Below are 15901 nucleotides of genomic sequence, written 5' to 3' on the forward strand. Positions count from 1 at the left end.
ACATGGGTCATCACGTTACCGACATCGGAAATAAGCAGGCCGACTGTCGTCCCCTTTCCTACTTTGGTCAGAATATTGCCTTTACCAAGCAAAACAGCCGCCGTCGTTGAGTTGCCCACGTGGGTAATAACGTTTGCTTTCGCCGCCGCAACCACCCCCATAAAATCATCACCCACTTTGGTAACGATATTCGCCTCACCCAGTGCCAAGACACCCGTTAAACCATCCCCCACATGGGTCATCATATTGGCTTTACCAAACATGGCCGCCAGCGTTGTGCCATTACCGACTTTGGTCATCACGTTCAGTTCGCCGGCAAACAAACCGATACTGGCGCCATCACCCACATGCGAATAGATATTGGCTTTCCCTATCATTAAAGCGGCGGTCAGGTCATTACCGACTTTGGTCAGCACATTGGCCCCGCCAATCAGGGCTGCAAAGGTATTGCCATCCCCGATATGGGTAAAGATATTGGCTTTGCCAATCACCGCCGCCAGGGTCATGCCATTACCCACTTTCGTGGCGATATTGCCCTTTGCCAGCATCAGCGCAACACTGGTGCCATCCCCGATATGAGTGAACACATTGCCTGCGGCTACCATCAAGGCCAGCGCATTACCGTCACCCACTTTGGTAAAGACGTTCACTGCGCCGCCCATTAATGCCCATGCATCTCCTTTGCCGACATGGGTAAACAGGTTGCCCGCGCCAATCATGGCCGCAATTGATGTCCCCTCCCCAACTTTGGTGAAGATGTTCCCTGCCGCAGCCATCACGCCCAGTGTCAAACCGTCACCAACATGAGTCAACACGTTGCCAACGCCAAACAGGATGCCGGTCGTGTCACCCTTTCCGACTTTGGTCAAGATATTCGCGCCACCCAGCATCACGCCCGTGGTATTGCCGTCACCGATATGCGTAAGGACGTTCGCACCACCGCCCATGACCGCCAGCGCATTGCCTTTCCCTTTCTTGGTCAAGATGTTGGCGCCGCCCAACGCAATGGCGGTGGTGTTGGCGGTTTCAGTCTCATCACTGAGATGGGTGATAATATTGGCACCACCGAACATACCGGTAACCAGATCTCCCGCACCGAGCTTAGTTAGTACGTTAGCGCCACCTAAAAGTACAGAAGAGATATCCCCTGCTCCGGCCTGAGTGATGACGTTAAAACCGCCCGCTCCGGACCAGTTCCCATTGCCATTACCTATTTGGGTATGAGTGTTGTACCCGCCCAACATCAACACCCGGCTGTTACCGTTGCCTTTGTGGATCGAGATATTGCCATAAGCCAGAAGATGTGCCAGATATCGCCCATCCCCGACCCGCACAAGAACATTTACCGCACCACCAGCGTAAACATCCATTTTTCCGCTCTGGCCTTGGTGAACCAGAACATTGGCTAAACCCGCACCATGAAATGTCAGGTCGCCCTTTTCACCACTTTTCACAATGACGTTGGCTGCACCCGCACCATCAAAATTCGTATCACCGAATTTTGAACCATGCAAAATGACGTTTGCCACCCCTGCGCCTTTAAAATTAACATTTCCCCGAGTAACATTAGATTTAATAATGTTTCCACCACCCGCACCGTTAAAATTCACGTAACCACTGCTTGTGGATGACTCAACAAGGTCTTGCTGACTATATTCTTCGCTATGTACTAATCGATGAGAAGCATGGTGCACTGTATTGGCACTATATTGAAGCTGGCTTAACGTGTAGCCGGCACCAATGGAGGTATATCCATTATCATAGGAAAACTCTTCATTGGCTAAATTACCCGTATGATCGCCTGTTTTGTACCATGCTGTTGCTTTGTATTTCAGTTGTCCTGTATCAGGATCATTGGTCAACTGAACTTCAACCACTTTGGTATATGGCTCCATCACTTTAGCATACACATAAGTATTGGATCGACGGTTTGACTTGACTGCGGAAACATCAATTTTGCTACCATCAGAGGAGATCGCATACCCTCCCATTTTGGCATCACCTAGCGAGATATCCTCTGCTTTAACCACCATGCCACCCGCATAGGTTACCCACTGATCTATCAACAGGTTGTCCTCAATAGCACGAATCGCGACGGGTTGATGATGCTCAAAAACCAAACTGGAGAGGCGGTAAGCGCCATTAGCATTTACCGCAACAAATCCATTGCCTGACGAAATGTCTTTCGCAGCAAGATTTTCAAGGTGATTGCCCGCTTTATACCAAGAAGTGGCATGATAACTGAGTCTACCCGTGGTGGGATTATTTTGAAGCTGGACTTTGCTGATTTTAGTGTACATTTCATCAGCAAATGCAAAAAGATAGGTATCCGGTTCGATAGTTGATTTAATACCTATGACCTGTTGAGACTCCTGGATCCAGCTTCCTCCCATCGTTGCCGTCGTCAATACGATTTCTTCGGCTTTAGCAAATTCCAGTGTCTTACCATAGAAATTGCTATTCATGCCTATTCTGGTGATTTCATTGTAAGCACCAGCACCGGAGAAATTAATATTGCCATGCGCGACATCAGAATAGAGTTTGTTATAACCACCCGCACCTTCAAAAGTAATATCACCACGCGTCTGTTCATACCCATCTTTATTTTGGCGTACACGCTCAATTCGATTCGATACCCCCGCACCTCGTAAGATAATATTACCTTCTTTACCTTTACGTATGATGTGATTATCAGCACCTGCTCCATTGAATGTAACGTTACCGCTTTCTACTCGTGAATTGATACTATTTGCAGCGCCTGCGCCATTAAAAGTGACATTTCCCTGTGAATCTTGATAACGGTTAAACCAAGTATGGTCAATGTCATTGTATGCCCCTGCACCGGCAAAATCTAAATTTCCCCGGTTAGTTTCATGCCATAACTTATTGTATCCACCGGCCCCTTTAAAATTTGTATCACCAGACAAACCTTTACGAACCAGTTTATTATAGCCGGCAGCACCTGAATAATTTAAATTTCCCGTTTCACCTGTGTGATTAATAAAAGCCACACCGGCTGCACCCGCAAACGACAGACCACCATCTCCCGTTTTACTAATGCCGGTGTAACCTGAAGCTCCTTTTACCGAAAGGTCGCCATCTGTATGGTATACATCGACTTTAAATGAACCAACAGTAACATCATCATTTCCGCCATAAGCATAAACTTCACCCCCAACACCAATAGCAGTAATACTATTACCATCATTATCGTCGTAGTATTTTCCAGTAAAGAAATACTCTGTACTTCTATTTGATGATTTCCCCATCAAAAATCCCTTTAAGTCATACAAAAATTAAATAAAAATTAAACAAAAAACCACTGCACCTGACGAATACAATGGTTGTTTTGGACATCAAGTTTCCCGCGGACAGTACAAGCTTTCTGACCTTTCCACGGCAAAAAGACACGGCGACGCAAATCCCTGGCAACTTCACGCCCGTGACCAAAAGGAGCAATCATTTCGGGAAAAAATATATGTGGGCCTGAACGCCAATCCGTGTGGGTAAGCTCTCTTTCTCCCGAAAGAATCTCATCTCGATTCTGCTCAGATAAAAAAGCCCAATTACAAAAGGCAATTGGGCGCCCGTGTTCATCTTCGTAATAGCAAAACTGATTCAGCTCAAATGCAGGCAAGATACGCTGTTGCCACTCGGACACTAGGTATCTCCGATGCAGAGGAGAATGCTGACTCAGCAGCATTACTCCTCCAATCATTGCTTGAATTTCTGCGTTATTCAGTTTCACTGGTTGATGTATAATCGCCATCCGCTAATCAACCATGAGATCTTATTTTGTATTTTTAGATAGGCGTTTTTTAGCGTTAGCAGGCTCTTCCGCTATAGATTCCGATACAATTTGCTCTTCAGCTATTTGTGGCGTAGGTAAAAATCCGGCTGCAACCAATTTGTCAAATTCAGCCGCCATTCGTGGATCTTCCAACATATTTTTAACCATCGAAACCATATACATAAATCCCGATGCTGGCATATGAATCACTTGTTTTAATTCAAGTTCATTATCATTTTCTGCCATTATCCCATTCGCCATACGATTAGGTTCTTGACCAACGAAATAAAGAGAAAAAACACCTTTGTTATAATTAACGCTAGAGATAGTTTGTACGAATTTTTCAGACATATTTTTATTCACCAAAAATAAACAATTTGTTAATGAGAATATACAATGTTTACAACAAAGAAAATTTGTATATCTATAAATACATTGAGAGTAAATGAATCAATAAAATAATATAGAGCAAAAACTCAAAATCAATAATTTATATACAAAAAGTCATTTTACCCCCCATATATAGTCCCATTTACCCACACTGGTACTGGCAATAAATATAAGATAATAAGCAATTACTTAAATGCCACACAAAATTAATATAACAATTTATTTTAATTAGTATTTTTTGTGAATTTTAAAGATGTTTTTCATGAATAAAATTGAGAAATTAACCATAGCATCATTAAGATTAATATTGATGATATGTAATGGAAAAGAAAGCATTACTGATATTGATAACTTAAAAAAATCTGATTGTTACCATGCCTATATCAAGAATATAGAGAAAAAATTTAACTTATCTCTTTCAAATAAAAATTCCGTAAGCAAAAATCACCATAACATACCTTTACCCGCAATTTTGTTTGATAATAATGGCCTACCTTTTGTTTTAGCCAAATCGAATAAAGAGAGTTCACTAATACAGAGGGTTGATAAAGAAACTCCTGAAATATGGTCTGAAGAAAGACTAATAAAAGAGTGGAATGGGAAATGGATTAAAATTAAACAGAAACAAGCCAAATTTAACATCAGTTGGTTTATTCCAGAATTCCTGACACAAAAGAAAAATCTGGGGGAAATACTGCTATTTTCCTTTGTGTTACAGATTCTTGCGTTAATTTCACCTTTAGTTATTCAGGTGGTTATGGATAAGGTCTTAATCCATCAAGCGTTATCGACACTTGATGTATTAGTCTTTGGCTTAATTATTGCCGGCATCATTGAGGTGATTTTACGTGGATTACGCGAATACCAATACGCTCACACCGCCAACCGCATTGATATCAAACTGGGATTAAAATTAGTCCAGCATCTGTTCGGGCTGCCTTTACTCTTTTTTAAATCCCGTCAGGTAGGGGCAATTGTCACACGTGTGCGTGAACTGAATACCGTCAGAGAATTTCTAACTGGTTCAATGTTCACCTTATCTGTCGATCTGCTATTTATGTTTATTTTCATCTATGTGATGGCGCTGTTATCCAGCACACTGACCTGGATTTTTCTCTCTACCCTCCCTTTTTATGCCATTTTGGCATGGTGGCTAACTCCTCGCATGGAAAAAGCGGTTGAACAACAATTCACCCATGCAGCAATAAATACCTCTTTTCTGACTGAAACGGTTTCTGGTGCTGAAACACTGAAAAGTCTGGCGGTAGAGCCTAAATTCGTTCGCCGTTGGGATAGCCAGACTGAGAAGATGGTCGATACTAGTTATGCAGTACAGCAACTGGGTAATCGTTCAAACCATATTGTTATGCTACTGCAAAAAGTTACCATTGTGGCAATTCTCTGGTTAGGCGCATCAGAGGTTTTATCACTGCAAATGACCATCGGTCAGTTGATCGCCTTCAATATGATGGTAAATCACACTTCCCAACCATTAGCCAGATTAGTGGAACTATGGGGACAATTTATCAGAACGCGGGTGGCCGTCGATAAGTTAGGAGATATGTTAAACCTGCCAACCGAGCAACAATCCGGCCAGCAGCAAATCACACTGCAAGGAGCAGTCTCATTTAACCATGTTGTTTTTCGCTATCAACCCGATATTCCACCAACGATTAAAGGATTGACTCTCGATATCAGAGCCGGAGAAACCATTGGTATTATCGGTGCCTCTGGTTCCGGAAAAAGTACATTGGCTCGTTTATTACTCCGCCTTTATACCCCAGAAATAGGCGCAATTACCTTAGATGGAATCCCATTACAAAATATAAATATTGAAACACTCAGACAGCAAGTCGGTGTGGTTCTACAAGAAAATTTCTTATTTAACAAAACGGTATATGAAAATATTGCCCAGTCAAAACCTGACGCCAACCTGGAAGCCGTGATTAAAGCCGCTAAGCTGGCAGGTGCTCATGAATTTATTCTCAAGCTGCCGATGGGATATGACACAACTATCGCAGAAGGCGGACAATCTTTATCCGGCGGTCAACGTCAGCGGCTGGCGATTGCCCGAACTCTCCTGACTAACCCCAAAATTCTCATTCTTGATGAAGCAACCAGTGCGCTTGATGATGAATCACAATCACTCATTCAATCCAATATGGCAGAAATTGCCCAAGGCAGAACGGTTATCACAATCGCACACCGCCTTTCAACTGTACGTCATTGTGATCGCATCATTGTTCTTAAACAGGGGGAAATTCTCGAACAAGGCTCTCATGAACAGCTACTTAACCACGGTAGACAATACCGGAAGCTCTGGCAGTTACAACAAGAATTAAAACAGGAGATGCCTTGTCATGATTAAAGCTTTTAAGAATAAAATTAAAACCTGGTTGCGCCCTTGCCCGCGACATTATGACTTTTTACCGACACATTTAGCGTTGTCACAACGACCACCGTCGCCTTTTGCCCGCTACACTGCAATAACGCTCAGTATCGGTATTATCATAGCCTTACTCTGGGCCTATCTGGGTAAGTTGGATGTTCAGGCAACCGCAACCGGTCGCCTGATTGTCTCTGGCCGTTCTCAGATAATTCAGGCATACGAACAGAGCCGAGTGACCGCTATCCATGTTCAGAATGGGCAGCGGGTAAAGAAAGACGCCCCACTTCTGACACTCAATACACTCGGTGTTAACCAGGATATCACCCGGTTATTAAAGCAGATCGAATATCAAGCCCACGAAAAAATTCGTTATCAGGCTTTGACAGAAGAGCAGGAACCGACAGAACAGGAACTGTTTCAGGCTTTGCCGGCATCTCAACAAACACAAGTTGCTGACAACTATTCCCGGGAAAAAAGAGAATACGAAGCTGTTGTAACAAATCTGAAAGCAGAGATGAACGTCAATCTCTCTTCTCAACAATCACGAAAAAGCGATATCAATGCGCTCACTAAGCTCCGGCAAAATATCAGCCAGCGTTTAAAAGCACGTCAAACCTTAAGTCAAAAACAAGTGATCAGTAAAGTTGAATATCTTGAACAGGAAAAAGAGTTTCTGGAAACAGAACGCCTGATTGCCCAACAAAATGCGGAGCTTCATGTTCTGCAATCGCAATATATTAGCCTGGAAGAACGCTTAAACAGCCTGAAAACACAAAAAGAACGCGAATGGTTTGATAAAAGAAAACAGGCCGAAGTTCAATTGGTCGTTTTAGAGCAAGAGCTGGCAAAAGCTCAGATACGGGAACAACTTGAAGTCATTCGCTCCCCCGTCACAGGAACAGTTCAACAACTCAGCGTCCATACATTAGGCGCGGTACTGCAACCGGCACAAAACTTAATGGTGATCGTCCCTGATGACAACGTGCAGTTGGCGGAAGTGCAAATTTTAAACAAAGACGCCGGATTTGTTTATCCAGGCCAACTAGTCACCGTTAAGGTAGATGCTTTCCCTTATACACGTTATGGCACGATTGACGGCGAACTGCTGAGTATATCCAGAGATTCAACCACCGATGAACGGTTAGGATTGGTCTTTCCCGCTCAAGTGAGCCTTAAAAGTAATAGCATTGCCATAGACGATACCCAGGTTGAAATTACCCCAGGTATGTCAATCGTCGCTGAAATCAAAACCGACCAACGCCGCGTTATCGATTATCTCTTGAGTCCTATCAGAGAGTATCAATCTGAAGCATTAAGGGAGAAATAATCGTGAACCTATTACCTTCTTCTGCCACTGATTCCAGTAACTACACTCATAATCAGGCGCTAAATTGTATCGTCTATGTGGGGAAACAATTTCATAAGTCAGCTACTGTTGATCAACTTCAGCACAGACTGGGTTTTGATTCTTTATATCTGAATGAGTTACAACTACGCGAAGCCGCAGACGCTATTGGGCTACACAGTAAAATTGAGCAATTAACTGTCAATACTGGGCCAACATTACCCTTACCGGCCTTGATTGAACTGGAACAGCAATGGTGGGTACTGATTGAAGTCAGTAACACCCATATTATTGTTCTCGATCCGGCTACTGAACAAACGAGGTCACTCTCTTTATTTGCTGATAATAAAGAAAATACCTATAAGATCCTGCTAATCGCCGATCAGGAATTAACTAAAAAACATGTCAAATTCGGCCTGAACTGGTTTTATCCCTCCATTTTCCGGCAGAAAAGTCAGATAAGAGATCTGTTTTTGTTTGCCATAGTTCTCCAGTTATTTGCACTGGTCAGTCCGATCTTGTTTGAAAACATCATCGATAAGGTATTAGTAGGACGAAGTTTATCTAGCCTGCATGTATTAGGTATGGCTATGCTCGCTATCGCCCTTGCCGAACCCTTGTATAGCTTTATGCGCAACACCGTGTTTGGGCACATGGCAAGCCAGATAAATTCTGAGCTCTCCGGGCGACTGTATCGTCATCTGGCAGGATTGCCGCTGCAATATTTTAAGCAACGGCAAACAGGGCAGATCATTGCCAGAGTCAGAGAGATGTCTCAAATCCGCCAGTTTCTGACAGGTTCTACCCTGATGCTGTTGCTGGATTTAATTTTCGTCATCATGTTTATTGGCATCATGTTTTATTACGCCTGGATACTAACCTGGATTGTTATTGGCTCACTTTTTGTTTACTTCGTATTCTGGGTAGTCGCCGGGCCGGTTATTCGCCGCAAAGTAGAAGCAGAATATGAAACCGATGCAAATGCAACAAGCTTTCTGACTGAAGCCGTCACTGGGATTGAAACCATCAAAACCACCGCGACTGAAAACCGTTTCTTGCATCAGTGGCAACGTATTCTCAGCCAGCAGTTGACTAAAAGCTTCGCGGCACAGAAAAGCGGTTTAATCGCAGGACAGGGAATCGATTTTGTCCAGAAATTTACCGCCGCGATCCTCCTATGGTGGGGGGTGACAGAAGTCTTACGCGGTGAACTGACTCCGGGGCAACTTATTGCCTTCAATATGCTGGCCGGACACGTCACGCAACCGATCCTCCGGCTCGCACAGGTTTGGCAAGATTTTCAGCATACGTTAATCGCCTTGAAACGTGTGGGGGATATTCTTGATGAGCCAATGGAAAACAGTAAACAGGGATTGGCTTCTGTACCTGAGCTGGAAGGCCAAATTGAATTCAAAAATATTCGCTTCCGCTACCATGACGACACACCAGAAGTTCTGGCGAACCTGTCGTTATTGATAAAATCGGGTCAATTTATTGGTATAACTGGACCGTCCGGTTCAGGTAAAAGTACTCTCACCCGTTTGCTACAAAGGTTGTACGTACCTCAACATGGACAAGTTTTGATTGATGGCATGGATTTGGCTATTGCTGATCCCGTCTCTTTACGCCGTAATATGAGTGTTGTGCTCCAGGAAAGTATCCTGTTTTCTGGCAGTATCACCGATAACATTCGGCTGTGTAAGCCCAACGCAACAGATGCAGAAGTCTATCGTGCCGCTGAGTTAGCCGGGGCCATTGAATTTATTCAATCCTTTCCCCACGGTTTTACGCATCCAGTTGGGGAAAAAGGAGTAAATCTTTCAGGTGGTCAAAGACAGAGAATCGCATTAGCAAGAGCGCTCCTGGTCAACCCAACTATTCTGATCCTTGATGAAGCCACCTCAGCATTGGACTATGAATCCGAAGCGGCAATCATGGCAAATATGGACGAAATATGCCGTAACAGAACAGTGATCAGTATTGCTCATAGGCTCAATACAATTCGCCACGCGGATAAAATCTGTGTGTTAGATCAGGGGCAAATTATCGAATTTGACTCGCATGACCAATTGCTCCAGCAAGATGGCTTATACGCGCATCTGTGGCATCAACAAGTTGGCGAAAATTAAATGACAATTCAGCCAACTCTTAACAAAGACGGAATAAGTTTTGGCTGAAATTATTTTTTATTTTACTTGTTTGTTCAAAAAAAATAATTCAATGTAATTAACTTATTTAAATTGTTACAATAAGTTATTAAGATGTTAGACAATGAAATATCTTGATACATCTTAATTTTTAAGTTGGAGAATTCTTATGGACAGGAATCCAGTTTCTTTAAGCGTGTTAGTATTTTCAGGAGGATCTCTGACTTCTATTACTGGCCCAATAGAAATTTTAACCACTGCTGCTCGTTTAGCCGGAGCGCCGGAGCCAGAAATCAATATTGTCACACAGGATAATCAGGATGCTGTCGGGATGGGGGGTATTCGGCTAAAACCCAATAAACTCATAGGAGAAATAAAACAAACAGATATTGTCCTGGTGGGTTCAATTGGGGCCCCTTATTACGATTTCGATTTTTGTACTCAAGAAACCTTAGATTGGCTCCAAATGATGGAAGAAAAAAATGTTCCTATCGTCTCCGTTTGTACAGGTTCTTTTGTACTGGCTAAAGCTAATTTACTCAATAACCGCAAAGCCACCACACACTGGCTATTTACCAAATTATTCAAGGACATGTTTCCGCAAGTACAATTACATTCAGAAATAAAAGTCACCAGCGATAACAATATTTTTTGTACTTCTGGCACCTATGAATACAACGATGTCATGATGCATATTATTGAACAGATATATGGTCAAAATACTAGGGAAACCTGTAGTCAGCTCATATTTGGTAATATGGAAGGTCTCCCCTCTCATACTCTCGCAAGTTTTGTACCCTATCGCCAACATTCAGATACATTAATCCACAAACTACAAGACTGGATGCATTCTGCCCCATCAGACAGATTATCAGTTGGCAATTTGGCCGATAAAATTCATCTGTGTGAAAGACAGATGAAGCGGCGCTTTAAGACTGCAACCGGCCAGACACCTATTCAATATATCCAACAGATTCGACTATCTCTGGCGAAATGCCGGTTAGAAAAATCGAATAAGACCATAGAAGAAATCAGCCATGAAGTTGGCTATGAAGATACTCGCTATTTCAGAGAGTTATTCAAGAAACTTAATGGGTTAACACCAATAGAGTACCGTAGAAAATACCAACACCGCTAAAACGGAAACTCAACCACAATCCTTTACAGATAAGCAATGACGCCGCTTTTATCTTTGTCAGGCAGTAGCGATACACTAGAAGCTGGGGTATCATGGCGTGCTATATTTTATGGTATACGCCCTTTACTAATTGAATTTATGGCAAAAGAACAAATGGATCGCACCACTCTGGATTTGTTCGCAAATGAACGCAGACCGGGGCGCCCAAAAACCAACCCACTTTCCAGGGATGAACAACTCAGAGTCAACAAGCGTAACCAACTTCGCCGTGATAAGGTGCGCGGTCTGCGTCGTGTGGAGCTGAAAATAAATGCTGATGCAGTAGATGCGCTTAACTTTCTTGCACAGCAACGCAACATCAGCCGCAGTGAACTCATCGAGCAAATTTTGCTGGCCCAGTTAGCAGAAAGTAACATCACGACTTGATAGCATTGAAGGCACGAAATCACACAAATTTGACAGAATTGTCCTGACTGTTTAGTCAGAATAGGATTTTGTTTTTTTATTAATACAATCAGAGCCTTTTCTACTGATTTTTAACATTTTATACGTATATCTCATACAGAAATACACAAATAAAACAAGAGGTTATATTATCCTATGGCAATTATAGGTATATTTTTTGGCAGCGATACCGGCAACACAGAAAATATTGCCAAAAAGATCCAAAAAATTCTGGGTTCCGACATTGCAGAAGTTCATGATATTGCCAAGAGCAGCAAAGAAGATATCGAACAGTTCGATATTCTGCTGCTCGGCATCCCTACCTGGTACTACGGTGAAGCACAGTGTGACTGGGATGATTTCTTTCCTACTCTGGAAGAGATCGATTTTGAAGGGAAGTTGGTCGCCCTTTTTGGTTGTGGTGATCAAGAAGATTACGCGGAATATTTCTGCGATGCTATGGGAACTATCCGTGACATTATTGAACCCCGCGGCGCCATTATTGTTGGTCATTGGTCAACCGAGGGCTATCACTTCGAAGAATCAAAAGGTCTGGCTGATGATAGCCATTTTATTGGGCTTGCTATTGATGAAGACCGCCAACCAGAATTAACAGAAGAGCGTGTTAATGCCTGGACTAAACAGATCTACGAAGAGCTGAGTTTGTCAGAAATTCTTGCAGGATAGCGGCCTATCCCAGTAAGCGTAATTGGTGCAGGCCATTTCTTATCAATAGTGAACCCACGGTAGGTGAGAAGTGACTCGCTTCACTCGCACCTGTGGGATCGCATTCAAAGGCTATTACTTTTGTCAGAACACTGCTTAAATCCGCTTTTCACTACGAAGAATGGCAAAAAACAGCCTAAGTATGATAAATAGTAAGGTTATTCCTGCGTTTTATAAACGATTATTCTGGCAAAATGTATAATGAAAGTTAAGGTTAACGTGGTTTTCATTTTCATTAGCCATGCCTATAATCATAATCTGATAACTAACTGGTACTTTTTGAAGTATCACTAAGTTCACTTTACTGAGTAACAGGACTGAATCCGCATGACCGACAACAATAAGGCATTAAAAGATGCTGGACTTAAAGTTACACTTCCTCGTCTGAAAATATTGGAAGTGTTACAGGAGCCTGAATACCACCATGTCAGTGCGGAAGATCTCTACAAAAAACTGATTGATAACGGTGAAGAGATTGGACTTGCTACTGTCTACCGCGTGTTGAATCAGTTTGATGATGCCGGTATTGTCACCCGTCATAACTTTGAGGGTGGCAAATCGGTTTTTGAACTCACTCAACAACAACACCACGACCATTTAATCTGCCTGGACTGTGGTAAAGTCATTGAATTCAGTGACAAATATATCGAAAGACGCCAGAAGAACATTGCTGAGCGTTATGGGATTAAGCTTTCAAACCACAGTCTTTATTTATATGGTCACTGCTCTGCCGGTAATTGCCGCGAAGATAGTAGTGCACATGACGAGAAATAATTCACGCCTGAACCGCTAATTTTTTATCTACCTAGAGAGGGGAACCCATCAGGGTTCCCCTCTTACTACAACATTATCATGCCTTTACGTTATCAATTCGACTATAACGTTTACCATCCGGGCTGACAGAACGGATCAACACATCACCCCTCACTCTTGGGCGTTTATGGTTGTTATAAACTTCCCAGTTACGACCGCCATCAGTCGAATACTGGATTACCAATCCAGGCAGAGCAACATTAGCCCGCAAGATACCCCGTTTTACCTTAGCCCCCGGAACCGGCAGACGATAAGCAATACCTGCTTTATCCAGTTTACTAAGTTCACGTTGCCCTATCAGGTTAGCGAATCGAGTCCAGTCACGATCAAGCGCATCTATATCGACTTTATACGTTTCTCCACGCTTATATACCTGGCCCGGAACATAATCCAGCTCCCAACCGGCCCGGTGCCATGCCCGTTCTGCCAGCGGTAACAAGCGCGGATAAATCATATATTCCATCTGTTCATCAGTCCGAACCGTTTCACTCCATCCTTGACCTGAAAGCCCATAAGCGCCCGGCCACGGTTTATCACTTTTCGCACGGAATGCATTACCATCACGGTCAATGGAAGTTTCAGCATTTTGAGGTATGTTATTGGGTGCAAAACTAAAGATCTTAGCTTCATCGTTAAAACGAGCCGCCCAATAATAGCCACGCTCCTGTGGATGAACTTCATATGGCATATCCAGATAAATATAATCTGGGCTAGATATCACCACTTCATAGCCCTTATTCGCCCAATCATTGACTGAATCAAAGCCGCCATCGTAGAGAGCGTCCCAGAAATTCACCCCTACGCGTTTGGTGGCAAAATCTTTAGCGCTGCCAACATGTTTAAAACCATCCTGCCACGCCTGCATCCTTTCAATGCCATTAGCATTCACAATTTTGCTCACTTCAATTGCGAAGTCGCTGGCAAGATAATCAATGTCTTTCACAACACCCTGTTCTATCAACTTCTGACAAATCTGAGACTTAGCCCACGGTTTATCTTCCGCATTTTTATCAATAATGCCCTTACCCGGTACGATAGGACCATTTTTATCCTGGAATCCGTCTCCCAAACGGATATTCTTCGCTTCATCTCCCCCGAAATGCCAAGTCTCCAATGGTGAGCCCGCTGCTTTATGCATAGCGGCAATTTCACCAATGACTTTCTCAACAAACCGTTTTGAAGAATCCATACATGGGTTCAAATAACTGCGACGATCATAGAGCTGAACCGATGTTGCTCTGGTGGTATCCGTTGGATCGAGCAAACGATATTCATTCGCCCCTTTCACATTCCCCTGAGCGATTAATTTCTTATAGCGGGCTTCCATAGAAACAACGGCGGCCCGAGCATGGGCTGGCATATCAATTTCAGGAATAACGTCGATATAACGGGCTTTGGCATATTTCAAAATATCAATGTAATCTTGACGGCTGAAATATCCGCTACCCATGTTGTTGTTATCGGGGCCTGAACCCAGTTGTGGTAACAAACATTTAGTTTCACTTAAATCATGACACCGCTGGCTGCCAACTTCCGTCAACTCAGGTAATCCAGGAATTTCCAAACGCCAACCTTCATCATCAGACAGATGAATATGGAATTTATTCAGCTTGTAACTTGCCATTTGGTCAAGCAAACGCAGAACAGCCTGTTTACTGTGGAAATTACGCCCTACATCAAGGAGAACCCCGCGATACTCAAAGCGGGGCGCATCTTTTGCCGTCAAAGTAGCAATCTTCCTATCGCCATCAACAGGAATTAATGACAACAGAGATTGAAGACCGTAAAACACTCCTGATTGGTCAAAAGCAACAATTTGTGCCCCATGTTGGGTAACATTTAGACGGTAAGCCCCTTTAACCTGCAAATCACCAGTAAAATCTGAAGAGACAATCTGGGTCGCAACGAGATAGCCACTATTCTCTAATTTAATACCTTGATCAGTAAAACGTTTTCTGACAAGAATAACTGCCTCGTCATTTAAACCACCTAATTCCAGTCTCACCCCACCAGATAAATCAGCATCCCCGGTAAAAATCTGAACCTCTTTTGGTGTCGGGATAATTTGCCCACGCAACTTTTTTGATCCAACCTTTTTGACCTGCAAATTCTTCATATAACGATTTTCAGGTGTCATCAAAATATTATTATCTGTCTGTGTGCGTTTCCATTGATCACCGGTGAAAGCAGATAAGAATTGACTTAGATCTTCTGTATCTGTACTAACAAGCACTTTAGGTTTCGCATCACCCGACGTTGCATACCAGCGAGGTAGAAAATCAGTGCTGTAAATCTGCCAGTATTCTCCAATAAACGGCAGTTTTACCTGCTCATTAGCTTTAATACCGGTGAATTTTTCGGTCGGTTCCAGTCTATGTAAATCGCCCGTGATACGCGTGACTTTGAACTGTTCATTATCTACGCTCAGGACTTGGCGAATACTGTGGAAATAAATCGCCCAGTCAACAGAGTCAATCGCCTGATTACCATTGGTTAAAGTAATATCCACTCGATTACATTTAGCCCAGTCAGCCCCCAGCACTGCACAGTTAACGCCGTGATCTCCCGCCTGATTATCAACGACCTTATAATTAACTTTTAATTGACTCAGTGCATCAACCACTTGCTGCGCTGTTTGGGAAGCATACACAGAACCCATAAGTCCAACTGTTGCAGTCAGTGCTGCTAATGTATGCAATTTAAATTTCTTCATTATTAC

The 15901-nt window shown here is 43.1% G+C and carries 11 protein-coding genes; 7 read left to right on the forward strand and 4 right to left on the reverse strand.

Translation table 11 applies throughout. The annotated features are described in order from the left end of the window. The 3 genes from rtxA to ACGF5R_RS02060 all read right to left on the reverse strand — a co-directional run. Positions 1-3269 (reverse strand): MARTX multifunctional-autoprocessing repeats-in-toxin holotoxin RtxA (rtxA, locus tag ACGF5R_RS02050; protein ID WP_387689548.1); only part of this gene is annotated, 3269 nt, incomplete at its 3' end. A 38-nt stretch (positions 3270-3307) separates the two neighbouring features. Next, entirely contained in the window at positions 3308-3769 is a 462-nt protein-coding gene (gene rtxC / locus ACGF5R_RS02055) for an RTX toxin-activating lysine-acyltransferase RtxC (protein WP_112878106.1), read from the reverse strand. A gap of 21 nt (positions 3770-3790) precedes the next feature. Then, entirely contained in the window at positions 3791-4141 is a 351-nt protein-coding gene (locus ACGF5R_RS02060) for a peptide chain release factor 1 (protein ID WP_387689551.1), read from the reverse strand. A 301-nt stretch (positions 4142-4442) separates the two neighbouring features. On the opposite strand from ACGF5R_RS02060, the gene ACGF5R_RS02065 reads away from it, so the two are divergent. The 7 genes from ACGF5R_RS02065 to fur all read left to right on the forward strand — a co-directional run bounded on the left by ACGF5R_RS02065 (position 4443) and on the right by fur (position 13143). Then, positions 4443-6548, forward strand: a complete 2106-nt coding sequence (locus tag ACGF5R_RS02065) for a peptidase domain-containing ABC transporter (RefSeq protein ID WP_387689554.1) — start codon at positions 4443-4445, stop codon at positions 6546-6548. Beyond that, the gene (locus tag ACGF5R_RS02070) at positions 6541-7896 is read left to right on the forward strand and encodes an HlyD family type I secretion periplasmic adaptor subunit (RefSeq protein WP_112878103.1); all 1356 of its coding nucleotides are present in this window, start codon (positions 6541-6543) and stop codon (positions 7894-7896) included. Before ACGF5R_RS02065 ends, ACGF5R_RS02070 begins: the two co-directional genes overlap by 8 nt. A 2-nt stretch (positions 7897-7898) precedes the next feature. Further along, complete coding sequence (locus ACGF5R_RS02075) at positions 7899-10043, forward strand: type I secretion system permease/ATPase (protein WP_387689557.1); 2145 nt, start codon at positions 7899-7901, stop codon at positions 10041-10043. 187 nt (positions 10044-10230) lie between these two features. After that, positions 10231-11199, forward strand: coding sequence for a GlxA family transcriptional regulator (locus tag ACGF5R_RS02080; protein WP_112878101.1), 969 nt, complete (start codon positions 10231-10233; stop codon positions 11197-11199). Positions 11200-11337: 138 nt separating this feature from the next. Next, positions 11338-11625 carry a LexA regulated protein gene (gene ybfE / locus ACGF5R_RS02085; RefSeq protein WP_049583800.1) on the forward strand — a complete coding sequence of 96 codons (288 nt, stop codon included), beginning with the start codon at positions 11338-11340 and terminating at the stop codon, positions 11623-11625. A gap of 174 nt (positions 11626-11799) precedes the next feature. After that, complete coding sequence (gene fldA, locus ACGF5R_RS02090; protein ID WP_112878100.1) at positions 11800-12330, forward strand: flavodoxin FldA; 531 nt, start codon at positions 11800-11802, stop codon at positions 12328-12330. A 366-nt stretch (positions 12331-12696) separates the two neighbouring features. Beyond that, positions 12697-13143, forward strand: a complete 447-nt coding sequence (gene fur, locus ACGF5R_RS02095) for a ferric iron uptake transcriptional regulator (protein ID WP_112878099.1) — start codon at positions 12697-12699, stop codon at positions 13141-13143. A gap of 76 nt (positions 13144-13219) precedes the next feature. Here the strand turns inward: fur and ACGF5R_RS02100 are convergent, their stop codons facing one another. Continuing rightward, positions 13220-15895, reverse strand: coding sequence for a beta-N-acetylhexosaminidase (locus ACGF5R_RS02100; RefSeq protein WP_387689560.1), 2676 nt, complete (start codon positions 15893-15895; stop codon positions 13220-13222). Between the last annotated feature and the right edge of the window lie 6 nt (positions 15896-15901).

This window comes from Photorhabdus sp. RM71S (assembly GCF_042879355.1).
Lineage (GTDB): Bacteria > Pseudomonadota > Gammaproteobacteria > Enterobacterales > Enterobacteriaceae > Photorhabdus > Photorhabdus kayaii.

What these genes read in the sequence shown, in the direction of transcription:
- fur (WP_112878099.1), top strand. Translation starts at nt 12,697, where the DNA reads ATGACCGACAACAATAAGGCATTAAAAGATGCTGGACTTAAAGTTACA.
- ACGF5R_RS02060 (WP_387689551.1), bottom strand. Translation starts at nt 4,141, where the DNA reads ATGTCTGAAAAATTCGTACAAACTATCTCTAGCGTTAATTATAACAAA.
- fldA (WP_112878100.1), top strand. Translation starts at nt 11,800, where the DNA reads ATGGCAATTATAGGTATATTTTTTGGCAGCGATACCGGCAACACAGAA.
- ACGF5R_RS02065 (WP_387689554.1), top strand. Translation starts at nt 4,443, where the DNA reads ATGAATAAAATTGAGAAATTAACCATAGCATCATTAAGATTAATATTG.
- ACGF5R_RS02100 (WP_387689560.1), bottom strand. Translation starts at nt 15,895, where the DNA reads ATGAAGAAATTTAAATTGCATACATTAGCAGCACTGACTGCAACAGTT.
- rtxC (WP_112878106.1), bottom strand. Translation starts at nt 3,769, where the DNA reads ATGGCGATTATACATCAACCAGTGAAACTGAATAACGCAGAAATTCAA.
- ybfE (WP_049583800.1), top strand. Translation starts at nt 11,338, where the DNA reads ATGGCAAAAGAACAAATGGATCGCACCACTCTGGATTTGTTCGCAAAT.
- ACGF5R_RS02070 (WP_112878103.1), top strand. Translation starts at nt 6,541, where the DNA reads ATGATTAAAGCTTTTAAGAATAAAATTAAAACCTGGTTGCGCCCTTGC.
- ACGF5R_RS02080 (WP_112878101.1), top strand. Translation starts at nt 10,231, where the DNA reads ATGGACAGGAATCCAGTTTCTTTAAGCGTGTTAGTATTTTCAGGAGGA.